The sequence below is a fragment of the Pseudomonas sp. NMI542_15 genome (assembly GCF_021283425.1).
In the GTDB taxonomy this organism is placed as follows: domain Bacteria; phylum Pseudomonadota; class Gammaproteobacteria; order Pseudomonadales; family Pseudomonadaceae; genus Aquipseudomonas; species Aquipseudomonas fortuita.
Window position 1 is genome coordinate 92,224 of the sequence record NZ_JAJSRO010000018.1, and the last position, 23,483, is coordinate 115,706.

Here is a 23,483-nt window from a genome sequence, read left to right on the forward strand (position 1 = left end):
CCCTCCACCGGATCTTTCTCATGAGCCTGTCCATGTCCATGGCCGCCTTCGCACTGGCGGCGTCAATTTCCCCCGGCCCGGTCAACATCATTGCCCTGAGCAGCGGCGCCAACCATGGCCTACGCGCCAGCCTGGCACATGTGGCTGGCGCCACGCTGGGTTTCTGCCTGTTGCTGGTGCTGGTCGGGCTGGGCTTGCACCAGCTGCTGGTGCGTTGGCCGCTGATGGGCCAGCTGCTGCACTGGGGCGGGGTAACGTTTCTGCTGTACATGGCGTGGAAACTTGCGCGCGATGATGGCCAGCTGACCGGCATGCACTCGACACCCGCCCCCTCGGCCTGGCAAGGCGCGGCGATGCAATGGCTGAACCCCAAGGCCTGGCTGGCAGCAGTGGCCGGGGTCGGCGCTTATACCGGTGGTGAGCAGCACTTGCTGTGGTTGTTCACCTGGATCTACGGGCCGATCTGTTTCATTTCGGTGGCCAGCTGGGCATGGGCTGGCAGCGTGGTTCGCCAGTACCTGGGCAACCCACGGCACCTGCGCCTGCTCAATCGAGGGTTGGCGGTGTTGCTGGTGGGCAGTGCTGTCTACCTGGTTATCTGACGCCAGCCGCATTCCGATAATGACCCGGCGTCGCCGCCAGATGCTTTTTGAAAGCCCGCTGCAAGTGCGCTTGGTCTGCAAACCCGGCCTCCTGCGCAACCTCGGCAATCGCCCGCCCCTGACGCAACTGCGCCCTGGCCAGCTGAACACGCTGGTCGAGCAGGTAGCCATGCGGTGTCAGCCCATAATGTTGGCGGAAGGCTCGAATCAGATAGGCGCGCGACAGGCCGCACGCTGTGCAGATATCTTCAAGGCTCAGTGGATCGGTGCGATGAGCACGTATGAACGCTGCTGCCGCGCTCAGCCGCGGGTTGCCTTCGGCCCTCGCCTGGGCGTTGGCGCCGAGAAAGTCCGGCAATGCGCCAAACAGTTCTGCCAAGCGGCCTTCCCGATCAGGCACGCCCGCATCGAACAGGTCAGCGAACCCCTGCAACAACCGCTGGTACAACGCAGGCGAGCTGCTCCAGGTCTGCGTAGGCAATTTAAAGCCTTGCGCCTGTAGCCAGGACATATCGACGAACAGCATCAGGTAAGACCAGGGCTCAGCGTCGATGGGGTTGCAGGCATGCACAACACCCGGGTTCATCAGCACGGTGGTACCGGCCCCTACCTGGATGCGCAGGTCGCCGTTGAGGTAGGTACTTCGCCCACCCGTGATCACGCCGATTGAAAAGCTCTCATGGGAGTGCGCGGCGTAGCACACCTGGCGCCCGTCCCCTACCCGCCGGGCTTCGACAAAGGGCAATGCATGATCACGCCAGAACCGCGAAACCTCGATCATCCCCTTGCCCACTTGATGCTGACATTCACCGATACTACACGTTTACCGTGGAAGCAGGTCCAGCGTGCGCTCCACCTCTTCGATATCGATCCGGAAACCATCGCCATCCGGAATCCCGACCACAAAAGCGAAATGCTGATGGTCGCGATCGGTCAGGTATTTGTAGTAGCTCACAAACCGGTCAGGCGGCTGCAAGGTGAGCAGGCTACCACCGGGCTGCAGCACATTTACCCCATGCACCAATTGGCTGCCCTCCACGCCAATGACCACTTTTGCCCCGGCGCAGGCTGCAACAATACTCGGCACATCGGACTTGAGCGGGTTCACAACACGGAAACCGCGGGTGACACGCAGGTGCTCGGCAAGCTCCAGCTCATTACGCAACAAGCGCAGGTCGCCGTCGCCGCCACGCAGCAGGAACACGCCAGGATGTGGGGCATGCGGCACGTGCGACAGCAATTTATCCCCCATGGCCCGGTAGCGGGCATGCCGGCTGCGGTTGTTGCCCTGATCATCGAACAGCACCAGCTCACGGAAAAACGCACTGCGCAGGCGCAGGGGCTTCATGCCCAGCCAGTCTTCATAGGCCGGGGCCTGGGTAAACAGCGGGTATCTGGCCGAGGGTGCGGTGGTCACCGGTATGCCCTCATTGCAGGCCAGCGCATAGGTTGGGCAATCTTCCATCAGCCAGGTGCCGAACCACGAATTGCCGTTTTGCGTGCAGTAGATGGCCGCGCGGTCTATTTCGTTGTCAACGATGATGGTCGGGAAGGTACTTGGCTTGAGCGACAGCCAGTGGCTGGCCTTGCCTTTGTACAACGCACCATCGACCAGCCACACATCCTTGATCAGGTAGCCGCGGGTTGGCCCTTGCAATGTGCTGATGCCACCCTCCATGGTGCGAGCGGGGTGCACGTAGGGGTAAAAACGCTTGCCCTCCCAGCCCGTTACCCGTTCCAGCTGGCCAGGCAGGAAAATGGCCGCCGGGGACACAGTGGTTTCGCCTGGAGCAATGTCCCAACTCCTGGTGGCGATGCTCTTGAGGTCGATGGCGGTATTCTTGCCCAGCCGCTTGCGCGCCATGTAACGATAGGCGGCCAAGGTCCAGGTGTGCTGCTTGGCCGCGGACGATGCACTGAACTGCGAGATGTCGCTCCCCATGAAGCGTCCTCCCCTGATGACGAAGTTTAAACCCTGGCGTAGAGCGCCAGATCAATGCATCCCTGGCAGTCACTCAGTTGCACGTGACTCTTTCCATGGTCGGCGGTGACTGCACGCTGGCATAACGGCTGCGCAGGGTTTCCACGAAGGGCTCACCCGCACCATTGCCACCGTAGAGATAAATCTTGTGCAGCCCCCCAAACACCATCTCGTGGTATCGGCTGGCAACCTCCTCATCGCTCGGGCCATCCGGCAACCCCAAGTGCAGCGTGAGTTTGTTGCCCTCCACTGCGAACATCGGCGTATCCCACAAGAACTTGGCTGTGCCGGTCTTTGGCAAGCGGACAAACAGATAGGCATGGTTGCCCAACGAGTCGATGTCTCCCCCGCGACGGCGCTTCCATTTCAGCAGGCCGTCGTCCGGGCGCGCGAGGCACAGCCCGATGTCGTAGTAATCGAAGCCCTGCTGCAGTGCCCACTCAAGCGCCATGAAGGTGGTGATCGAATTCACCTCACGCAACCTCTTGGCATCACTGAACACTGCCTCGCAGTAGCCGAAACGCAACGTGCTCCAGTACCGCTTGCCCCCGCGTACCACTTCACAACCCAAGTGGCAGCCGATCACTTCATCACCCAAGGTAATCAGGTCGAGCCGGCCGACGCTTTTGGCAATGCGGAACACTTCTTCCGTGGGGAACTGCGCAGCATGGATACCTTGCCTGGCGGTGGCATAGGGGCGCAGCAGCTCGCGGTCTGCCATGGCGATCTCGTCGTCCGACAGGGCTTGTCGCATCTGGTAGAGCGGGCGGTTCTTGCGGATGCTGCGCCGCAGTTCGCTGTCGTAGCGCGCCGTGATGTCCTCCAGCGAGCGGCCCAACGGTACTACAGCGCTCAGGTAATGCGGCACTGACAGCGCCCCAGACGAGGGTATTTCGCTGATGACCACTACATGGTTTGCAGCCGCCGTGGCACTTGCACTTTCTACGATCGAAGCACTGCCCTGGCCCTTGCCGCCGATCAGCAGCTTGGCCATTTCCCGCTGTTGTTTGCGGCCGATGTAAAGAATTTCGTAGGGGCTCTCCTGCTGTAGCCGAAACCTCGCTACTTCCCAGCGCCAGAAACAGGCGCGCGCCGCCATTTCTCGCACTTTGCTTGCCAACAGCCTCATTTCGTAGCGCTGGGAGGGTGACAGGAGCTTTCGCGCCACAGCCGTCAAGGTCTCTTTCATTTTTTCTTCGACGTCCTTTGAAGGGCTTTATGGTCTATCTGACAAAGAGAAAAAATCAGCAAAAACACTTAACGCTTTGATTTTTATAGTTTGCCCTGAAACTTGCTTATCACATTCAGTAACAATTTAAGATGCCTGCAAACGCTTTGGCAAGCGGCTTCTAGCTGACTTTAGATCAAGTTTGATGGCGTCAAATTTCCTGCGTGAAAACCCACGCCAATTGCAAGTTTGCTATAAGCGTGCCGACGCACACGGCCTTTCATTACCACTTGGCTATTGATAATTAGCATTTGATATCTTCTTTGCATAAAAGAAACGTCGACATGCCTGAACGCTTTTGCGGTGGCTGCCGGGCCATTTGGCAAGCACCCACGGCCCGATTGAGCCAGACTGGTGTTTTGCCGGCAGCCGGTGCATGCTCCATGCTGAAGCGATTCACCCTGCTTTGAACCAGCCCCGCAATGTGAGGTGCAGTACCTATGGACCGTCTGCTCGATTCACTCTTCCCCAGCGCCGAGAACATTCCGGAAACCTGGCGCCTGGGAGCCCCAATGGAACAACGCGACTACCTGGTGAACGGCGAACTCAGGCAGTGGGACGGCCCCTTGGCCACGGTGCGCAGCCCGGTATGGCTGAAGGAGGGCGCAGAGGAACGCCAGGTGGTACTGGGTAGCGCCCCGCTGCTCGACGCGGACACCGCCCTTACGGCCCTCGACGCCGCCGTGCAGGCCTACGACAAGGGCCGCGGTGCCTGGCCGAACATGCGTGTGGCCGAACGCATCCAGCATGTCGAAAACTTCCTGGCCCGTATGCGCGAGCAGCGCCAGGCCGTGGTCAAGCTGCTGATGTGGGAGATTGGCAAGAACCTCAAGGATTCAGAAAAAGAATTCGACCGCACCTGCGACTACATCGTCGACACCATCAATGCCCTCAAGGACCTCGACCGCCGCTCCAGCCGCTTCGAGCTGGAACAAGGCACCCTCGGCCAGATCCGCCGCGCGCCGCTGGGTGTGGCGTTGTGCATGGGGCCCTACAATTACCCGCTGAACGAAACCTTCACCACCCTGATCCCGGCGCTGATCATGGGCAACACCGTGGTGTTCAAGCCGGCCAAGTTCGGTGTGCTACTGATCCGCCCGTTGCTCGAAGCCTTCCGCGACAGTTTCCCGCCGGGGGTGATCAACGTGATCTATGGCCGCGGCCGGGAAACGGTGAGCGCGCTGATGGCCAGCGGCAAGGTCGATGTATTCGCCTTCATTGGCACACACAAGGCAGCCAGCGACCTGAAAAAGCTGCACCCACGCCCGCATCGCCTGCGCGCCGCGCTGGGCCTGGATGCCAAGAACCCAGGCATCGTGTTGCCGCAGGTCGACCTCGACAACGCTGTCGAAGAGGCGGTTACCGGCGCGCTGTCGTTCAACGGCCAGCGCTGCACAGCGCTGAAGATCCTGTTCGTCCACGAGCACGTGGTCGACGCCTTCCTCGACAAGTTCCAGCGCAAGCTGGCCGCGCTCAAGCCCGGCATGCCCTGGGAACCGGGCGTCGCGCTGACGCCATTGCCGGAGCCCGGCAAGGTCGACTACCTTGACGGCCTGGTCGCCGATGCCACGGCCAAGGGCGCACGCGTGCTCAACGCAGGTGGCGGGCAAAGCCGCGGCTCGTTCTTCTATCCGGCCTTGCTGTACCCGGTTAACAACGACATGCGCGTGTACCACGAAGAGCAGTTCGGCCCCCTGGTACCCGTGGTGCCCTACCGCGACCTGCAAACCGTCATCGACTACGTGCTGGACTCCGATTACGGCCAGCAGTTGAGCCTGTTCGGCAACGATCCGGCGACCATCGGTAGCCTGGTCGACATCTTCGCCAACCAGGTCGGGCGCATCAACATCAACGCGCAGTGCCAGCGCGGCCCCGACACCTACCCGTTCAACGGCCGCAAGAACAGCGCCGAAGGCACTCTGTCTGTGCATGACGCCTTGCGCGTGTTCTCCATCCGCACCCTGGTCGCCACCCGCTTCCAGGAGGCCAACAAAGAACTGATCAGCGAAATCATCCGTAATCGCCAGTCGAGCTTCCTGACCACCGACTACATCTTCTGACGGCCGCGCTTATAGAAAATCGATCTAGCGGCATTGTCGATTGTCCATCGGCGCAAACGACTCTAAGCAACAGGGCGCCATCCGGCGCCCACTGCAACGGAGAGTCGAACATGGCAGTCAAACCCATCCCCGAAGGCCAGCACAGCATCACCCCCTATCTGGCCATCAACGACGCCGCCAAGGCCATCGAGTTCTACAAGAAGGCCTTCGGTGCGGTCGAAATGTTCCGCCTTGATGCTCCTGGTGGCCGTGTGGGCCATGCCGAACTCAAGATCGGTGATTCGTCGCTGATGCTGGGCGACCCCTGCGACATGGAAGGCGGCCTTACCGCCAGCCAGAAGCTCAGCGGCGCAGGCGTGGGCCTGCACCTGTATGTCGAGGACTGCGACAAGGTCTACGCCCAAGCCCTGGCGGCTGGCGGCACGCAGTTGCACCCCTTGACCGACCAGTTCTATGGCGACCGCAGTGGCACCCTGAAAGACCCGTTCGGCAATATCTGGTTCGTCTCGACCCACAAGGAGGACCTGAGCCCTGACGAAATTCGCGCCCGCGCAGCGAAGATGTTCGGCGGTAACCCAGCGGCAAGTTGAAAGCGGCGCCACTTTGCTTGAAGCTTGAGGCTCGTAGCCTGGAGCTGCTTCATGCGAATCATCGACAAAACCGCTGCGCAGGTGCGCAGCCTGACCCCCGCTGAAGAGGATCTGCTGGTCGGTTTTGCCACCGGCAGCCTCGTCGGCCCGCGCCTGCTGCAGGCGAACCAGCTACTGATGAAGGTTCGCAACGCCAACCAATGGCTGGCCTGCGACTGCCGCAACGACGCCCTGCCGGTGCTCAATGTCACCCTTAACGGCAATACCGGCACATTGTTCCTCAAGAACAACCCGGGCACTGCCGAGCATGCCCCTGGTTGCCCGTTTACCAAAGACGAGCGGGAAGCCGCCGAACGCGAAGACGATCCCGCACCACCTGCCGCCTGGCTGCCGCCCGACACGCCGCTGCGCCTGATGGGTGACTTTCGCGCCGGTACCGCCAGTGCCGCAAGCGATGGCAACGACCGGCGCGAGCAACAGCGCCTGCTGTCGCTGCTGCTTACCTGGATCGAGACCAGCGGCCTCAACCTTTACGCCACTCACCTGAAGAAGGACCTGACCACGCAGTTTGCCGAATTGCGCAGCGTGGCCAGTCGCTACCCGCTGCTGGAGCGGATACCTGCCAGCAACTACCTGGAAACCCGGCTGGACATGAAGCACATGATGATGCTCAAGTCCCGGCTGCGTGAATCCACACTGTTCGGCAACCATCGCCGCCACGGGCTGATGCTGGACTGCGTCGACCAGATCAAAGGGCGCAAGCTGTTCAACAATCGCAGTGAAGACGGCTTCGACTTCCAGGGGCACCACCTGTACTGGGGCGGTAGCCGTACCAGCGGGCCGTTGCTGGCACTGATGATCTACTCGCCGACCAGCGCCGGTAGCCATTTCTATGAGCTGATCCATGTGGCCAGCGTGCCGGTGCTATCGCGCGCGCATCTGTTCCCGGTGTACCGCGATGAAGAACGCGAGCCACTCAAGGCCCTGGTGTCGCTGATCGACTGGATGGCCAGCAAGGGCGTCAAGGTGCAAATGCGCCGGCCGGTGATCGGCGGCCAGGTGATGGATGAGCTGGTGATGACCTCGGACCAGGACCGGGTATTGTCAGTGTCGCTCCTCGAACAGCCGATTGGGCCCGAGCCGGACACCGAAAACTTCAAGCGCTACGCCGACTTCAAGAGCCTGGAAACCTTCCGCAAGTTTGTTGCCGGTTTCTTCATGCGCGAACGCTGAATTGCGGCCGGTACATGCCCCGGGCAGGCACAGTCATGTGTCGTGACAGGGACGCAAGGCGGCCCCAGGATCCCGGGCTATTGACTCAGTCCAGGCAGTCCTTGGCAGCCTGGCGCAATTTGTCGCCAGACAGGAAGCTGCCCTTGTAGAAGGTCGCGCGGCTGCCTTCACGAGAGTCAACCACGTCCAGTACATCGTCACTTGCCACCGCACTGGATGCCGTCAGCCGATACCCGTGGGCAATCGACTTCTGCGTGGCCTGGGGTGCCAGAACCTGCCACTTGGGCAGGACACAGGCGGCGTACACCTGCGGCGTTTTTTTGGTCAGCTTGCTGGCAGTGGGTTTGCCGGGCGTCGCGCAGCCAGCAAGGCTGGCAACCAACGCAGAAGCGATGAAGATACGAAAAGTAGGCATTTGCAATTGGCCGTCAGGGATACGCTGCATTCTAACGAGGGTTGTCCAAAGTTTCTAACCAACCAAGGTCTTGCTGGTGAATTTTCGCGCCATTGACACAGCAACGACGCGCCAGTGACAACACCATCACATCGCGGGTTGTTTACTGGCGCCCGGTCACTGCAATTAATTGTTTGAATCCAGGGAACGAAGTCATTCTGCCCTGCTTCTCATCAACATCAGGCAACGGCAATACCGGCCGGCTTTGTTCAGGAGAACCCCATGCTCTGGTGGCTGGAAATACTCGCCCAATATGCAACCTCCACCGGCTTGGCCGTGCTCTGTATTTTCGTGTTCTGGGCCTATGGCTTGGCATTCGGCAGCGTCTACATGAGGCTCCTCTCTGGCCTGCTGGCTGCCATGCTGCTAACGATCGCCGCATGCCCGCACGGTGTGGACTTTGCCTTGGGCAAGCACCTGGCGCTTGGTGGTCCAGGTGCTCTGCTGCTGTTTATTGCAGATGCAGCAGGCGTGATCACAGCGGTGGTGGTGGCCTCGTTTTTCTTCAGCCCCGGGCGGTTGCAGGACGAAGCCTGAGCGGGCTCACTGGTGGGGACCTGATATTTCTGCCAGTAGCATGGGTAGCCGAACGTTGAGAAAGTGAACTGCCAATGGGGCACCTCACCGCGACTCGGCCAGGAAATACACACCATGCAAAAGAACGCCAACATCACGCGCTTCTTCTACCAGAACGGCAAACTCGTCACCCTTAAAACCGGTGAACAGAGCCGTAGCATCTTTCGGTCCTCGGATGTGCCACTTGCCGAGCAACACTTAGACGGCACCCGCACCAGTGGATTGCTGGTGACCGACGACAAGGGTTCGGTGCTACAGGTGCAGGAAAACAGCTGAGCCCCCTCAAGCCGCACCGGCCCCACCATAAGGGTCGCACAAGCGCTCCAGCGTTCGGGCAAGGCTGCGCTTTCCACAAATCTGTTGCGTTTCACCCTGCCCTGAGGCGATGCTCATGGAACGGTTGAAGCAACAGACACGGAAGGCCTTTAGCACCATGGAAACGCTTCTCAGCATCAAGTCCGATCTGGTCAGTACAGCCGATCATCTGGAAAAGCTCAGTCAGGCCATGAGTGGCCACGCCAGGTTCATGGAGGCGCGTGCCAGTTCGCAGAGCGAGATTGATGTCACGGCGCACATCAGGTCCATCAATGTGGTAGCAGACGAGTTGCGCGCTGTCGCTGCAAAAATCGACGACATTGGAGGTGCTAGCTTCAGCTCAACCTGAGCTTCACCACTTTGCTCAGCGCCCAGCCACTGAAGACGTAGAACGCATCCAGGTAGAAACGCCCCGCGTAGTTGGGCAATGGCGCGTGATTCAACAGCACATCCGGGTCGGGCGTGGGTGGGAACAAGGCATAAAAGCCGTTGGGCAGCACCGCCAAGGCCAACAATAGCAGGTAAGTCGATGTTTGCAGCAGGGTGCTACGATTGCTGAACCTGGCGGCACCCTTCAGCCCGTAGTACGCAACCAGGCCGGCAACGGGCAACACCCAGAAATGCGTCGGGATCCCAATGAACATTTCGGCGACTGCGCTTCTTGCTTCCACCCAGTGTTCTCCATCCAAATGCGTGGATTATCGCGGGCACGGCAGGCAAATGCAAAACCAGCACTGCCCAGTTCAGGACTGCCACGTTCGAATAAGAACGGCGGCAGGGCCCACCAGCAAAAAGCCCGCTCTCGACGGCGGGCATTTTGTCTCTGGCGGTTAGATGATCATGCTTTTGAACACATCAACGCGGCATCCAGCAACCTCCCATGGTCGTACCAGGCATCACGTTGATAGGCTGTGAACTGATGCTGGCCTGCTGTGCTGCGCAACTCCACAAGGCCATCTGCCTTGCTGGGGTCGGTGCTTTCGATGAACAGTCTCACCGAGTTATCGCCATCAACCTCGTAGGTTTTCACATTCCCGGGCAGTTCACCCTTCACGCACCCCAGATACGCGGGTGGGCTCTTAGCGGTGCTGCCAGAGGTAGAGTCATGACCATCACGCACGTCGGGGTTTTGTGCGCACCCGGCCGTGAACAATGTGGCGAACGTGGAAACGAGTAATGCACCTGCTACCGATATTGAGCTCTTCACGCGACACGCCCCTGCTGCCCCCTCGAGAACTTAGGAAAGTGTTGCCAAGTAGCACGCCATTTTTTAGTTGTCGTGAGCCATATTACTGCTCAATGACAGCCATGCCATAGGTTCATTTGCTATATGGGTTCAGGCTGCATTGGCGGCGCAATAAATGTCCTCTTCTACAGCTTGTCCTGCGTCCGCCAGGTCTGCAAGTTTGGGCGCCGCGCTCCCCGCCCGCAGTTTTATCTGAGGTTCAGGACGGCTGGCGTCGCATAGGCATAAGCAACTACAAATGCCCCCAACCCCGAGTATTACCGTACCCACTCTCGGGGTCAGGCAATGGCCTTGAGAAAGACCAAGGTTGCCACCAGGTCCAGGACCAGTACAGTTGCCACAACGAAAACCATGTAATAGCGGTCATCCTGAGTCATGTCGGCGCTCTCCGCGTGATCAATGTCTCAGGAGCAAAGCAATTACCGTTCCAGCACCGATGCCCAGCCAACGGCTGCCACTGCGCTCAAACGTGGCGATCTTCTACGATGCCTTTACCTGACATACGCCGTTGGCTTTGTTCTTGCCGGTATACGATACGTCGGGCGAACCGTCGGGGTTGATCGACAATGAAACAGTCACCCCGCTGCCTTTGGCTTCGAAGTAGTTATCGTTGAACTTCTTCAGCTTCCCTTCCTTGCCATTGATATAGATCGGCCCACCTTTGTCCGCATGGACCTCAATGTTGCCGGGGCACGTTGCGTTCAGCAGTGGAATCCCGGCCTGGGCCGCGCCCGATGCCAGCATCAAGGCAGCCAGCAATAAACGTGTCATCTCACGCTCCTTAAGTGAATTGATCGTGACAAAAGCAATAGAGGGCCATCATAGCAACCCTCTGCAGTATGCGCTCGCGGGCTAGTCTAGACTGAAATGGCCATCCACCACGGAGCCAGCAGATGCAACCGTCAATCTCTGCGCAGCCTGTCCCTCATGAAGCTCTTGAAGATGTTGACCATCTCAGGTTTCACCGCGCCCATGAACATATGCACCACCCGTTTGGTAACGATGTTTTTGCCCGCAGGGCGGAAGCTTTCGCGCGCTTCTTTGGCACGCCGTTGTTTCTAGGGTCTCAGTCACTGGTGGTTCTGATATGGATGGGGATCAGCCTATCGGGGCTGTCAGCGTTCGATCCCTATCCCTTCATTCTATTGAATCTGGCGTTTAGTCTGCAGGCGGCCTACGCGGCCCCTCTGATTCTTCTGGCTCAAACCCGCCAAGCCGACCGTGACAAAGCAACAGCCGAAGCAGATGCGCGACATCGAGAAGCGATTGCCATGGCCAATCAACGACGTCAACGGGACGCGGAGATGCAAAGCAAGCAGCTTCTGCAGTTGCTGGAGCAAAACACACACCTCACAGAAGTCACAAAGCAAATGAGTGAACGGATTGAGCTCCTTACATCGCAGATGCACGCGCATTTGCTTGCGGCCTCAGTGCATGCGCCTTTGGGTAATAACGATTAATCCCTTACCCCTGCAGTTGCCTGCGCAGCGCTGTTTCGTCCTACCTCACCTCATTCGCAAAGCGGCCAACTGCCCCGACCACTTGTTTAGCGCCGCTTTGAATTTCCAGGATGACGGTGCCGGCTTCATTAGCCAATGCCAAGCCTTCCTCAGCTTTTGCCCGGCTGCTGAATATTTCGCTAACGGCTTGATCCGCAAGCGCCTGGTTTTGTTGGACCACGCTAACGATTTCCTCGGTGGCCGAACTGGTGTGACCAGCGAGTTTGCGCACCTCATCAGCAACCACAGCGAAGCCTCGACCTTGCTCACCCGCACGCGCGGCTTCGATAGCTGCATTCAGTGCTAGCAGATTCGTCTGCGAAGCAATTCCGCCAATGGTTTTAACGATAGAACTGATCAACGCAGACTGTTTGCCAAGCGCTTCGATGCTCTCGGTTGCCGCGTTCATTTGTTCAGCGATACTGCGCATGGTCTCCACCGTTCGCGTCACGACCACAGCGCCACGCTCCGCGCTCGAATCCGTTTGCCGGGATATGGCGTACGCGACACCCGCTGCATCCTTTACCTCTTGCTCGCGTGCGACCTGGTCCGTCACGACACTCGCAAACTTCACAACTTTAGACAGCTTGCCCTCAGTGTCATGTACAGGGTTATAAGTGGCCTCGAGCCAGATAACACTTCCACGGCCATCGACGCGTTTGAATCGGTCTGCAACGTACTCGCCACGGTTGAGCGTCTTCCAGAAACTTTCATACTGGGGCGATGCCGCTTCTTCGGCAGGGCAGAGCAAACGATGATGTTTTCCTGCAATTTGGCCTAATGAGTAGCTCATGGCATCGAGAAACTGCTTGTTGGCTGTGATGACGGTGCCATCCAGGTTAAATTCAATGACGGCAGTGGACCGAACCAGCGCCTGGATCAGCGCTTCATTTTCCTTCGCCTGCTCCACGGTACGGGTGATTTCACTGCCGTAACCCTGGACATAGCCAAGGCTCGCGTCGTGGTCTCGAATAGGGAGCCAATAGATTTTCAACCAAGCAAGCGTGCCGTCCGCGCGGAGGTAGCGATATTCGTCATTGACGGGTTCAAAACGCGCTACAGCTTGATTGAACGCGTGAAAACAAGGCAGGTCTTTAACGTACGGCGGCACGATCTCCGCGAGCGGGCGCCCCAGCAGGCGCTCCTCAGAATACCCCAAGGTTTCCGAGAACTGTCGGTTAAATGCGCAGATACGAAACTGTGCATCCAGCCTTATGGTGAGCATGCCTCTGTCCATCTGCTCGACCTGCTGACGTAACTGATGCAGCTCCGCGCTCTGCTCTTGCAGCATTTTTTTGAGATTGCGGTTGAACATGACAGGCTCCAAGTGTGCTGGGTAAGCAATTATCGAGATGGGCCCATTGTTCTAGAGCATCCAGTCAATTTTTAATTGCAGCATGATGGGTATACGGGCGGGGTGATGAAAAATTCCAGGCCGGCAGATAAATTGCTACAGGCTTGGACGCGCGGCTGAACGCACAACATTGCAGGTGTTTAGGGACACTGCTGAAAATCACAGATTCCTCTGCGATTCTGGATCACGCGGGTAGCGAAGGCTGAGATCTCTGGCTCAAGAACTGAAGCCAGGCATCATGCGATTTCATCTGGCAGACCACGGCATCATCCCAGATAGCGCCGTGGATCTCACCCGCAGCAACCAGGTACATGAGCCTTGATGTACAGGCTTCCAGATCAAGGAGCTGCCGATGAGCCGTGAAGCGAAAATCAACGTTGCTTGGCATCTGGAGGTAAGGCCTGAAGGACTGGCTCGTGGACACGGGCCGATGTTCCTGTGTAATCAATATGACATCAAACCCCAGCGGCCGCATGCCTTATCGCAGATTCGCCCCCGTGATTGGACGACTCAAAGGACCGATGTTGGAAAACGCAGTAGCCGCCTCACCCTCTGGCGCTGCCCGCCAGCGCCTCAACGCTTGCCGCCGAGGACGGGCGGCAAGGCGGTGAAGAACCAGTAGATCCCAGTTCCTAGCACCATGGTCCACCGGCTTGCCGGGTTGAGAAACATTCCGACCACCCCAAGCGCGATCAGCGTCACGCCAGCCCACCGCCTGCGCCTCGGGTTGAACCATCGCTGGAACGCCCGAAGCCTCTTACCCAAATGCATCACCACTCTCCTTTTGGTAGGCGACGAAGCATATCAGCTGCCTGCCGCATGTACCCACACCTCGCTGCCCGCCAGCACTTCCTCAAACCAAAACGCCGCCTGATGAGGCGGCGTTGACTGAAGCACGGACGTTACCAGGTCTTCGGCTCTGACTTCTTGTAAGCGCCACTGGTCATGCACTTTTCGACCAGGTCTTCGCGCGCCTTGTTGTCTGGAAGCGTTTTCAGATAGTCGGGCTGACAGTGTTCGCCAGTCGGCTCGTAGGCTGCTGTGTCGACGGCATCTTCTTTGCAGCCCGCCAGAACCACTGCAGAGAACGCGGCGGCAGAGAAGAAAACCAATGCTTTGCGTGACATGAGCTCATTCCTTTGAAGTGGTCGGGCGTTATAGCAAACCTCGACCAGCATCGCAAAGAACGCCCCTCACCCAGGTCCAGCGAACGGGCACACTCCGGTGCATGGCGTCCAAATCACTGCACCCGGTCAGCCCCTTTGTGTTCCAGCCGAGCAAAGTTGGGCTGTGGATCAACGAACCAAGTGTTACAATCCGCCACTTCAAATCGGCGCTCAACGCGCTGAACATCCGTGAGCGCCGCCAGTACGACACCCGCCACACCTATGCGACCCTGTGCCTGATGCCTGGTATGAACCCCGCGTTCATTGCGAACCAGCTCGCCACAGCGTCGAGATGTTGCTCTCTACTTACGCGAAATGGATCAGCTCCTCCTCGGACTGGAGGGAGCTGGAGAAGCTGCCGCCCCGAGTCGAATTGGCCCAAAATTGGCCCAAACCTGACGCGAGGGCCTAAATACACCTCTGGAACCCCCGCAGGACAAGCACTTGATTTCTACCGCTAACATCACCATGCAGTTCGGCTCCAAGCCGCTGTTTGAAAACGTTTCCGTAAAATTCAACAACGGCAACCGCTACGGTCTGATCGGCGCCAACGGTTGCGGCAAGTCGACCTTCATGAAGATCCTCGGCGGTGACCTGGAGCCTTCCGGTGGCCAGGTGATGCTGGAACCGAACACCCGCCTGGGCAAGCTGCGCCAGGACCAGTTCGCCTATGAAGAATTCACCGTGATCGACACCGTGATCATGGGCCACAGCCAGCTGTGGAAGGTCAAGGCCGAGCGCGACCGTATCTACTCGCTGCCGGAAATGACCGAAGAAGACGGCATGGCCGTCGCCGAGCTGGAAACCGAATTCGCCGAAATGGACGGCTACACTGCCGAATCGCGCGCCGGTGAACTGCTGCTGGGCCTGGGTATCCCCCTGGAACAGCACTTCGGCCCGATGAGCGAAGTGGCGCCAGGCTGGAAGCTGCGTGTCCTGCTGGCCCAGGCATTGTTCTCGGACCCGGACGTGCTGTTGCTCGACGAACCAACCAACCACCTGGATATCAACACCATCCGCTGGCTGGAAACGATCCTCACGGCGCGTAACAGCACCATGATCATCATTTCCCACGACCGCCACTTCCTCAACAGCGTCTGCACCCACATGGCCGACCTGGATTACGGCGAGCTGCGCCTGTTCCCAGGCAACTATGACGAGTACATGACGGCGGCCACCCAGTCGCGTGAGCAGTTGCTGTCGGACAACGCCAAGAAAAAGGCGCAGATCGCCGAACTGCAGACGTTCGTCAGCCGCTTCTCGGCCAACGCCTCCAAGGCCAAGCAGGCGACTTCGCGTGCCAAGCAGATCGACAAGATCCAGCTGGCCGAAGTCAAACCTTCCAGCCGTGTCAGCCCGTTCATTCGCTTTGAGCAGACCAAAAAACTGCACCGCCAGGCGGTGGTGGTCGAGAAGATGGCGAAAGCCTTCGACGACAAGGTGCTGTTCAAGAACTTCGACATTACCGTCGAGGCGGGTGAGCGCGTTGCGATCATCGGCCCCAACGGTATTGGCAAGACTACCCTGCTGCGCACTCTGGTCGGCGAAATGACCCCGGATGCAGGTTCGGTGAAATGGACCGACAGCGCAGAAGTGGGCTACTACGCCCAGGACCACGCTCACGACTTTGAAGACGATCTGAGCCTGTTCGACTGGATGGGCCAGTGGACCTCCGGCGAACAGGTGATTCGCGGCACCCTGGGGCGCATGCTGTTCTCCAACGACGAGATCCTCAAGTCGGTGAAGGTGATTTCCGGTGGTGAGCAAGGCCGCATGCTGTTCGGCAAGCTGATCCTGCAAAAGCCGAACGTGCTGGTGATGGATGAGCCAACCAACCACCTGGACATGGAGTCGATCGAGGCGCTGAACCTGGCGCTGGAAAACTACCCGGGCACCTTGCTGTTCGTCAGCCACGACCGCGAGTTCGTGTCGTCGTTGGCCACGCGCATCATCGAGCTGTCGCCCGATGGCGTGGTGGACTTCAGCGGTACCTACGACGATTACCTGCGCAGCCAAGGCGTACTGGTCTGATCGAAGTGTAAGGCCTGGCCATGTTGCATGGCTGGGCCGGCCTTTTCGCGGGCACGCCCGCTCCCAAGAGCCCAGTCAAGCAGGGGACGTGTGGGAGCGGGCTTGCCCCGCGAACACCGGCGAAGCCGGTGCCAGGCACCGCGTACTCCCATTCAGGGGACAAGTCCGCTGCCACAGCCACACCCTGGCGAATAATTCGTTAGCCTGCTTTCTTTTCCTTCGCACAACGGCCATGATGGGACCACGCCCAACCGCCCGCCCGCGAAAGAGCCCATGACCGCGCAACAACCTGCCCCCGCCAGCCATACGCTGCACATCACCCTGCAGATCCTGTCGATCGTTTTCTACACCTTCATTGCCTTCCTCTGCATCGGCCTGCCCATTGCGGTGTTACCCGGCTACGTGCACGACCAGCTGGGCTTTGGTGCGGTGATCGCCGGGGTGACCATCGGCTTGCAATATCTGGCCACCCTGCTGAGCCGCCCGTTTGCCGGGCGCGTTGCAGACACCCTCGGGGGCAAGCGAGCCATCCGCTTCGGCCTGCTGGGGATTGCCGGCTGCGGGGTATTGACGCTGTTATCGGCCTGGACCCTGACGCTGCCACTGCTGAGCCTCGCGTTGTTGCTTGGCGGCCGTTTGCTGCTCGGCATCGCCCAGGGGCTGATCGGCGTGGCTACCTTGAGTTGGGGCATCAGCCAGGTCGGCCCCGAACACACCGCCAGGGTGATCTCATGGAACGGTATCGCCTCCTACGGCGCCATCGCTATTGGCGCGCCACTGGGCGTATTGGCCGTGGATGGGCTGGACTTCAGCGTGCTGGGGCCTGCTTTGCTGATGCTGGCAACCCTTGCCCTGCTGGTGTTGCGAAAGCGCCCCGATGTGGTGGTGGCGCGCGGCGAGCGCCTGCCATTCTGGTCGGCGTTTGCCCGGGTCGCACCGTGCGGTCTTGGCCTGACCCTGGCTTCGATCGGCTATGGCACCCTGACCACCTTCGTCACCTTGTACTACCTGGAGCGAGGTTGGCTGGGCGCAGCCTGGTGCCTCAGTGCGTTTGGGGTGTGCTTCATCATTTCGCGGCTTTTATTCGTCAATGCCGTCAACCGGTTTGGTGGCTACAACGTGGCGGTCGCCTGCATGGCCACCGAAGTGCTGGGCCTGAGCCTGCTGTGGCTGGCGCCTGCGCCGGCCTGGGCACTGGTCGGCGCGGGGCTTACCGGTTTCGGGCTGTCGCTGGTGTACCCGGCGCTGGGCGTCGAGGCAATCAGGCAGGTCCCCAGCAACAGCCGCGGCGCGGGGCTGGGGGCCTATGCGGTGTTCTTCGATATGGCCTTGGCTATCGCCGGCCCGCTGATGGGCGCAGTAGCCGTACACCTGGGCTATGCCTCGATCTTCTGCGTGGCTGCCCTGCTCGCCCTGGCCGGGGTGGGCCTAACGCTGTTGCTATCGCGGCGCGCTCGCCGCGGCTGATCGCTCGGCCAGTTGCGGCGCGCCAAGCGCCTGGCTGAAGAACGCCGCCGTTTCACGCGCCAGCGAATGATGGATATGGCGGCGATCCACACCCTCGGCATCCTTGCACAGCGCCGGCATCCGCGCGTACTGCTCGGCGTCGCAGTGGGCCATGAACACAAAGTGGCCGGCGCCGGCCAACAGGCGATAATCGGGAGTGACCGGCAGCTTGCGGGCCAGAGCTTCGGCGTTGCGGTCCACCGCCACCAGCTGGTCGCTATCACCGCTGTAGATCAGCGCTGGCACCTGAACCCCCGCCAAGGCATGGCGCCCGAACAGCAGGCTCAACGGCGCCATCAGCATCACCGCCCCTACCCGCTGGTCGGCCTGCGGCGCCAGTTCGCTGCGGTCGGCAATCAAGATGCCGTGGGTCTTGCAGGCGTCGGCGTCGGTCGGACGCTCCAGGCAGTACTGGCGCAGGCGGTCCAGGTCCGGGCGCGCACCGGAAAGGATCAACGCGGTTTCGCCACCGGCTGAATAACCGATCACGCCCACCTTGCCTTCATCCAGGTAAGCCCCGACCAAAGCATCATCGCGGGCTGCGGTGATGGCGGCGCTGACTTGCAGCGGCCGGCCATACAGATTGCTCAGAGTACCCAGACGACTGTGGTCGTGGGCATTGTCCCCAGGGTGCACGACTGCCACCACCACAAAGCCTCGCCGCGCCAACGAAGTTGCCAGGTAATGCAGCGCCAATGGGCTGCCGGTATTGCCGTGGGACAATACCAGTAACGGGAACCGGCCCGTGGCGACGGGTGCCTCTTCAGCCACCTCGACTGGATAGCCGTCTATACGGCTGCTACGGGGTTTACCGATAGCGGGGTAGAACGCCAGTGCTTGCATCGGCCGGCTATCGACCGGGTCGGCCAAGGTCATGTGGTGCAGGCCGACAACCCGGGGCCCAGCCTCGGCATGGGCCAGCAGGCCGCCGAGCAGGACCAGCGCCAACACGCAGCGGGGAATAGTCATCGGCCGGCGGTTCCTTGCAGGGCGAAGCGATAGCCCAGCATAAAGCCGGCCTGGCGTGCGCCGGATGAAAACTGGATGAAACCCTCGTCATGCACGTTGCGCGCGCACCCTATGCATTTGCGCATGGCGTCGAACCCGTGGCATAGATACAGGTCCACGTCTTTACGTGACCGTTTCGCGCCAATGAAGGAGATTCATGCATGAGCAAGCCCGCCTACGTGCCACCCAAGGTCTGGCGCAATGAAGCAGCGTCCGGCGGCCAGTTCGCCAGCATCAACCGCCCTGTTGCCGGCCCGACACACGACAGGGACCTGCCGCTAGGCAACCACCCTCTGCAGCTTTACTCCCTGGCCACCCCCAATGGCGTCAAGGTCACCATTGCCCTTGAAGAGCTGCTTGCCTTGGGCCATACCGCAGCCGAGTACGATGCCTGGTTGATCCGCATTGGTGAGGGCGACCAGTTTTCCAGCGGCTTCGTCCAGGTCAACCCCAATTCCAAAATCCCTGCCCTGCTCGACCGCAGCGTCGAACCGCCTGTGCGGGTATTCGAATCGGGTTCGATCCTGCTGTACCTGGCAGACAAGTTCGGCGCACTGCTGCCAAAATCGCCCGCTACACGCGCCGAGAGCCTGAACTGGCTGTTCTGGCAGATGGGCGCGGCGCCTTACCTGGGCGGTGGCTTCGGTCACTTCTACGTGTATGCCCCGGAAAAAATCGAATACGCGATCAACCGCTTTACCATGGAGGCCAAGCGTCAACTGGACGTGCTCGACCGCCGCCTGGCCGAGAGCCGCTACCTGGGCGGTGATGAGTACAGCATTGCCGATATTGCCGTGTGGCCGTGGTATGGCCAGCTGGTGCGCGGCAACCTGTATGACGCGGCAGAATTCCTGGCGGTGGATGAGTATCCCAACGTGCAGCGCTGGGCCGAGGAAATTGCCCTGCGCCCGGCGGTGCAGCGCGGAACGCGGGTAAACCGCACGTGGGGTGATGAGGCCAGCCAGGTGCCCGAGCGGCATGCGGCGCAGGACCTGGATTGAGGGTTAGCCGGGGTCGCTGTGCGACCCCGACAATGCCCGCTTGCATAAAACCATTTGCCCCCGCGCAAACCTGCGTCCGCCAAGCCCTTCTTGTACACTCCTCGCATTAGCCCCCACCTGCACATTTTTTTGGTGAACGCATGATCGAGGTAACCGAGGTTTCCATTGCCGAGCTGCGCGACGCGCTCGAGTCGGGCCGCACGACGGCGGTCGAGCTGGTCAAGGCCTACCTGGCGCGCATCGACGCCTACGATGGCGCCGACACCGCCACCGCCCTGAACGCTGTCGTGGTACGCAACCCCGAGGCGCTGAAAGAAGCCGAGGCCTCCGACGCCCGCCGCGCTCAAGGCCAGGTCCTGAGCCCGCTGGATGGCATTCCCTACACCGCCAAGGACAGCTACCTGGTCAAAGGCCTGACCGCCGCTTCCGGCAGCCCTGCCTTCAAGGATCTGGTCGCCCAGCGCGACGCTTTCACCATCGAGCGCCTGCGCGCCGCGGGTGCTGTGTGCCTGGGCAAAACCAACATGCCGCCCATGGCCAACGGTGGCATGCAGCGCGGCGTGTATGGCCGCGCCGAAAGCCCGTACAACGCCAACTTCCTGACTGCGCCCTTCGCCTCGGGCTCATCCAACGGTGCCGGCACCGCCACCGCCGCCAGCTTCAGTGCCTTCGGCCTGGCTGAGGAAACCTGGTCCAGTGGCCGTGGCCCGGCGTCCAACAATGGCTTGTGCGCCTACACCCCCTCGCGCGGCGTGATTTCGGTGCGTGGCAACTGGCCGCTGACCCCGACCATGGACGTGGTGGTTCCTTACGCCCGCACCATGGCCGACCTGCTGGAAATCCTCGACGTGGTGGTCGCCGATGACGCTGACAAGCGCGGCGACCTGTGGCGTCTGCAACCTTGGGTGCCAATACCGGCGGCATCCACCGTGCGCCCAGCTTCTTATCTGGACCTGGCAGTGGATGCCAGCGCACTCAAGGGCAAACGCTTTGGCGTACCGCGCATGTATATAAATGCCGATGCCGAAGCAGGCACCTGCGAAAAACCAGGCATCGGTGGCCCGACTGGCCAACGCATCAACACCCGTGCCACTGTGATTGATTTGTGGCAACAGGCACGCCAGGCTCTGGAGGCGGCCGGCGCCGAAGTGCTGGAAGTGGACTTTCCGCTGGTGTCGAACTGCGAGGGCGACCGCCCGGGCGCACCGACCGTTTACAACCGTGGCATCGTCAGCAAGGAGTTCCTGCATGACGAGCTGTGGGAGCTGTCGGGGTGGGCCTTTGACGACTTCCTGCGCGCCAACGGCGACCCGAAGCTCAACCGCCTGGCCGATGTCGATGGCCCACAGATTTTCCCCCACGACCCGGGCACCCTGCCCAACCGCGAAGACGACCTGGCCGCCGGCATGGACGAGTACGTCAACATGGCCAAGCGCGGGCTGAAGACCTGGGACCAGATCGAGACCTTGCCCGACGGCCTGCGTGGCCTGGAGCACACGCGCAAACTGGACCTGGAAGACTGGATGGACAATCTGGGCCTGGACGCTGTGCTGTTCCCGACAGTGGCCGATGTGGGCCCGGCTGATGCCGATGTCAACCCGGCATCAGCGGACATCGCCTGGAGCAACGGTATCTGGGTGGCCAACGGTAACCTGGCGATCCGTCACCTGGGTGTGCCGACCGTCACCGTGCCAATGGGGGTGATGGCCGACATCGGCATGCCGGTGGGGCTGACCTTTGCCGGGCGGGCTTACAGTGACAATGCGTTGTTGAGCTTTGGTGCAGCCTTCGAGGCGACTGGCTCGCGCCGTATGATTCCGCCGCGCACCCCGGCGCTGGGCTGACTTTTACAAGGGCCGCTTTGCGGCTCATCGCCGGCAAGCCAGCGCCCACAGGAAACTGCAAACCTCAAGGGTCGTGCAGTACCTGTGGGCGCTGCCTTGCCCGCGATGGGCCGGTACAACCACCACAGATCGCACAATTCAACTTTATGTGTAAAAATACACAAAACGTTGATATTGCGATGTGCCATGCCTATCCCCCCCAGCGAAGAACGCCACCTCACCCTCACGGTGCTCAAGGCCGCCATCCAGGCCTTGGGCAGCGTCGCCTCACGCAACATGGAAATCCTGCTGCACGACCTGGACCACCCGGAGCATTCCGTGGTGGCGATCGTCAACGGTCACCTCTCCGGCCGCAGCGTCGGCAGCCCGATCCTCGCCGCCCCAGAGCAGGATCAAGGCTTCAAGGCACTGATGCAGGCCTCGGCCGACCAGCACGGCAGCGAGCCGGTGGTACTACCCGACTACCCCACCACGCTCAAGGGCCGCACCCTGCGCAGCGCCACTGCGATCTTTCGCGACAGCACCGGCCACCCCTTCGCCAGCCTATGCGTCAACACCGACGTCACCGGCCTGGACGCCGCCATGAGCTTTCTCCAGCAGTTCCAACCGCTGGGGGCCACGCCTGCCGTCAGCGAACCCGCCGACATGGAGCTGCTGATGAGCGAGATCATCCAGGCTTCCCTGCAACGCAGCGGCCAAGGCCGGATGAACAAACAGGCCAAGGTCGAGGCGGTGCGGGTCATGCAGGAGCGTGGCCTGTTCATCGTCAAAGGCGGCGTGGAAAAGGCGGCCAGTGCGCTCGGCGTGACCCGCTACACCATTTACAACTACCTTGAACAATTACGCGGAACCAGCCAATGACCTTGCATATCCACACCCCCCTGATCGAATCCCGCTCCCTGTCGTTGGCCGCGGGCCGAAACATCTGGCTCAAGCTCGATGCCCTGCAACCTTGCGGCTCGTTCAAGCTGCGCGGGGTGGGCCATGCCTGCGAAGTGCATCAGGCCCGTGGCGCCCGGCAGTTCATCTCGTCTTCGGGCGGCAACGCCGGCCTGGCGGTGGCCTATGCAGGGCGCAAACTGGGTGTGCCGGTGACCGTGGTAGTCCCCGAGACCACCACCGAGCGGGCCAAGGAGTTGCTGCGCCTGGAAGACGCCAACGTGGTGGTGCATGGCAGCTCCTGGCAAGAGGCCAACGCCCTGGCGCAGACCTTGGTGGGGCCGGATGATGCGTTCATCCACCCGTTTGACGATCCGCTGCTGTGGGCCGGGCATGCCAGCCTGATCGATGAAGTCGCCGAAGCAGGCGTCAAACCGGACGCCGTGGTGCTGTCGGTGGGGGGTGGCGGCTTGCTCAGCGGCGTGGTCGAGGGGCTGCAGCGCAATGGCTGGGGTGATGTACCGGTGCTGGCGGTGGAAACCCACGGCGCCGCGTCGCTGCATGCGGCCCTGCAGGCGGGGCATTCGGTCGAGCTGGAGCGCATCGCCTCGGTGGCAACATCGCTGGGGGCAAAGCGGGTAGCCGATCAGGCGCTGGCCTGCGCACAGCAACACCCGGTGCACAGCCACCTGGTCAGCGATCGCGCAGCGCTGGAAGCCTGTGAGCGGTTCCTGCTGGACCATCGCGTACTGGTCGAGCCAGCGTGTGGAGCGGCGCTGGCATTGGCGTATGCGCCAGGCGTCCTGGCGCACTACCAGAATGTGCTGGTGGTGGTTTGTGGTGGCGCTACGGCAACGCTTGAGCAGATTCACGCGTGGTTGCAGCAAGCCGATTGAGGCTGCCGCCCGTC

25 protein-coding genes and 2 pseudogenes are annotated in these 23,483 nt (G+C 60.8%); 15 read left to right on the plus strand and 12 right to left on the minus strand.

The annotated features are described in order from the left end of the window. Positions 1-20 precede the first annotated feature (20 nt). Entirely contained in the window at positions 21-602 is a 582-nt protein-coding gene (locus LU684_RS22420; protein WP_016486692.1) for a LysE family translocator, read from the plus strand. Here the strand turns inward: LU684_RS22420 and LU684_RS22425 are convergent. The 3 genes from LU684_RS22425 to LU684_RS22435 form a co-directional block, all read right to left on the minus strand. Continuing rightward, the gene (locus LU684_RS22425; RefSeq protein ID WP_095117148.1) at positions 595-1,383 is read right to left on the minus strand and encodes an AraC family transcriptional regulator; all 789 of its coding nucleotides are present in this window, start codon (positions 1,381-1,383) and stop codon (positions 595-597) included. The genes LU684_RS22420 and LU684_RS22425 overlap by 8 nt on opposite strands. Positions 1,384-1,425: 42 nt before the next feature. After that, positions 1,426-2,544 carry a glycosyltransferase 61 family protein gene (locus LU684_RS22430; protein ID WP_016486690.1) on the minus strand — a complete coding sequence of 373 codons (1,119 nt, stop codon included), beginning with the start codon at positions 2,542-2,544 and terminating at the stop codon, positions 1,426-1,428. Positions 2,545-2,617: 73 nt separating this feature from the next. Further along, positions 2,618-3,772 (minus strand): hypothetical protein, encoded by a 1,155-nt coding sequence (locus LU684_RS22435; RefSeq protein ID WP_016486689.1) that lies wholly within the window; start codon positions 3,770-3,772, stop codon positions 2,618-2,620. 479 nt (positions 3,773-4,251) lie between these two features. Here LU684_RS22435 and LU684_RS22440 point away from each other — a divergent pair, with 479 nt between their 5' ends. The 3 genes from LU684_RS22440 to LU684_RS22450 all read left to right on the plus strand — a co-directional run bounded on the left by LU684_RS22440 (position 4,252) and on the right by LU684_RS22450 (position 7,694). After that, a complete protein-coding gene (locus LU684_RS22440; protein WP_095117152.1) occupies positions 4,252-5,871 on the plus strand; it encodes an NADP-dependent glyceraldehyde-3-phosphate dehydrogenase in 1,620 nt (539 codons plus the stop codon). A gap of 110 nt (positions 5,872-5,981) precedes the next feature. Beyond that, positions 5,982-6,461, plus strand: a complete 480-nt coding sequence (locus LU684_RS22445) for a VOC family protein (RefSeq protein ID WP_016486687.1) — start codon at positions 5,982-5,984, stop codon at positions 6,459-6,461. A 51-nt stretch (positions 6,462-6,512) separates the two neighbouring features. Then, positions 6,513-7,694, plus strand: a complete 1,182-nt coding sequence (locus LU684_RS22450; RefSeq protein ID WP_095117154.1) for a hypothetical protein — start codon at positions 6,513-6,515, stop codon at positions 7,692-7,694. A gap of 85 nt (positions 7,695-7,779) precedes the next feature. Here the strand turns inward: LU684_RS22450 and LU684_RS22455 are convergent, their stop codons facing one another. Further along, positions 7,780-8,139 carry a hypothetical protein gene (locus tag LU684_RS22455; protein ID WP_016486685.1) on the minus strand — a complete coding sequence of 120 codons (360 nt, stop codon included), beginning with the start codon at positions 8,137-8,139 and terminating at the stop codon, positions 7,780-7,782. A 231-nt stretch (positions 8,140-8,370) separates the two neighbouring features. Between LU684_RS22455 and LU684_RS22460 the strand changes: the two genes are divergently transcribed. From LU684_RS22460 to LU684_RS22470, 3 genes are all read left to right on the plus strand, one after another. Beyond that, positions 8,371-8,685, plus strand: a complete 315-nt coding sequence (locus LU684_RS22460) for a hypothetical protein (protein ID WP_016486684.1) — start codon at positions 8,371-8,373, stop codon at positions 8,683-8,685. A gap of 114 nt (positions 8,686-8,799) precedes the next feature. Then, positions 8,800-9,000 carry a hypothetical protein gene (locus LU684_RS22465; protein WP_095117156.1) on the plus strand — a complete coding sequence of 67 codons (201 nt, stop codon included), beginning with the start codon at positions 8,800-8,802 and terminating at the stop codon, positions 8,998-9,000. A gap of 157 nt (positions 9,001-9,157) precedes the next feature. Further along, a complete protein-coding gene (locus LU684_RS22470) occupies positions 9,158-9,388 on the plus strand; it encodes a hypothetical protein (protein ID WP_232895065.1) in 231 nt (76 codons plus the stop codon). Here the strand turns inward: LU684_RS22470 and LU684_RS22475 are convergent. The 3 genes from LU684_RS22475 to LU684_RS22485 all read right to left on the minus strand — a co-directional run bounded on the left by LU684_RS22475 (position 9,375) and on the right by LU684_RS22485 (position 11,056). Beyond that, on the minus strand, positions 9,375-9,683 hold the full coding sequence (locus tag LU684_RS22475) for a hypothetical protein (RefSeq protein WP_096426013.1): 309 nt from the start codon (positions 9,681-9,683) through the stop codon (positions 9,375-9,377). The genes LU684_RS22470 and LU684_RS22475 overlap by 14 nt on opposite strands. A 194-nt stretch (positions 9,684-9,877) precedes the next feature. Next, the gene (locus LU684_RS22480) at positions 9,878-10,246 is read right to left on the minus strand and encodes a hypothetical protein (protein ID WP_024717649.1); all 369 of its coding nucleotides are present in this window, start codon (positions 10,244-10,246) and stop codon (positions 9,878-9,880) included. 519 nt (positions 10,247-10,765) lie between these two features. Then, positions 10,766-11,056, minus strand: coding sequence for a hypothetical protein (locus LU684_RS22485; protein WP_016486678.1), 291 nt, complete (start codon positions 11,054-11,056; stop codon positions 10,766-10,768). A 122-nt stretch (positions 11,057-11,178) separates the two neighbouring features. On the opposite strand from LU684_RS22485, the gene LU684_RS22490 reads away from it, so the two are divergent. Next, complete coding sequence (locus tag LU684_RS22490) at positions 11,179-11,745, plus strand: DUF1003 domain-containing protein (RefSeq protein ID WP_232895052.1); 567 nt, start codon at positions 11,179-11,181, stop codon at positions 11,743-11,745. A 40-nt stretch (positions 11,746-11,785) separates the two neighbouring features. Here LU684_RS22490 and LU684_RS30800 read toward each other — a convergent pair whose 3' ends face one another. The 4 genes and pseudogenes from LU684_RS30800 to trbK all read right to left on the minus strand — a co-directional run bounded on the left by LU684_RS30800 (position 11,786) and on the right by trbK (position 14,265). Then, positions 11,786-12,340, minus strand: coding sequence for a methyl-accepting chemotaxis protein (locus LU684_RS30800; protein ID WP_371262263.1), 555 nt, complete (start codon positions 12,338-12,340; stop codon positions 11,786-11,788). Further along, positions 12,323-13,099: pseudogene (locus LU684_RS30805) on the minus strand (PAS domain-containing protein); the annotation flags it as partial. The pseudogene LU684_RS30805 and the gene LU684_RS30800, both read right to left, overlap by 18 nt. 612 nt (positions 13,100-13,711) lie before the next feature. Then, positions 13,712-13,909 (minus strand): hypothetical protein, encoded by a 198-nt coding sequence (locus tag LU684_RS22500; protein ID WP_232895055.1) that lies wholly within the window; start codon positions 13,907-13,909, stop codon positions 13,712-13,714. Between the two features lie 131 nt (positions 13,910-14,040). Next, positions 14,041-14,265, minus strand: a complete 225-nt coding sequence (trbK, locus tag LU684_RS22505) for an entry exclusion lipoprotein TrbK (protein ID WP_016486673.1) — start codon at positions 14,263-14,265, stop codon at positions 14,041-14,043. A 101-nt stretch (positions 14,266-14,366) separates the two neighbouring features. On the opposite strand from trbK, the pseudogene LU684_RS22510 reads away from it, so the two are divergent. The 3 genes and pseudogenes from LU684_RS22510 (at position 14,367) to LU684_RS22520 (ending at position 17,802) form a co-directional block, all read left to right on the plus strand. After that, a pseudogene (locus LU684_RS22510) lies at positions 14,367-14,716 on the plus strand (integrase). A 32-nt stretch (positions 14,717-14,748) separates the two neighbouring features. After that, a complete protein-coding gene (locus tag LU684_RS22515) occupies positions 14,749-16,335 on the plus strand; it encodes an ABC-F family ATPase (RefSeq protein WP_016486587.1) in 1,587 nt (528 codons plus the stop codon). A 273-nt stretch (positions 16,336-16,608) separates the two neighbouring features. Beyond that, entirely contained in the window at positions 16,609-17,802 is a 1,194-nt protein-coding gene (locus LU684_RS22520; RefSeq protein WP_191087667.1) for an MFS transporter, read from the plus strand. On the opposite strand, the gene LU684_RS22525 is transcribed toward LU684_RS22520, so the two are convergent. Beyond that, positions 17,776-18,810, minus strand: coding sequence for an alpha/beta hydrolase family protein (locus LU684_RS22525; RefSeq protein ID WP_232895056.1), 1,035 nt, complete (start codon positions 18,808-18,810; stop codon positions 17,776-17,778). The genes LU684_RS22520 and LU684_RS22525 overlap by 27 nt on opposite strands. Positions 18,811-19,010: 200 nt before the next feature. Here LU684_RS22525 and yghU point away from each other — a divergent pair, with 200 nt between their 5' ends. The 4 genes from yghU to LU684_RS22545 all read left to right on the plus strand — a co-directional run bounded on the left by yghU (position 19,011) and on the right by LU684_RS22545 (position 23,469). Further along, on the plus strand, positions 19,011-19,850 hold the full coding sequence (gene yghU / locus LU684_RS22530; protein WP_023048169.1) for a glutathione-dependent disulfide-bond oxidoreductase: 840 nt from the start codon (positions 19,011-19,013) through the stop codon (positions 19,848-19,850). A gap of 140 nt (positions 19,851-19,990) precedes the next feature. Then, entirely contained in the window at positions 19,991-21,694 is a 1,704-nt protein-coding gene (locus LU684_RS22535) for an amidase (RefSeq protein ID WP_016486583.1), read from the plus strand. A gap of 186 nt (positions 21,695-21,880) precedes the next feature. Next, a complete protein-coding gene (locus LU684_RS22540; RefSeq protein WP_232895058.1) occupies positions 21,881-22,555 on the plus strand; it encodes a helix-turn-helix transcriptional regulator in 675 nt (224 codons plus the stop codon). Continuing rightward, positions 22,552-23,469: a pyridoxal-phosphate dependent enzyme gene (locus tag LU684_RS22545; protein ID WP_060516581.1), complete on the plus strand. Its 918-nt coding sequence runs from the start codon at positions 22,552-22,554 to the stop codon at positions 23,467-23,469. Before LU684_RS22540 ends, LU684_RS22545 begins: the two co-directional genes overlap by 4 nt. Positions 23,470-23,483 lie beyond the last annotated feature (14 nt).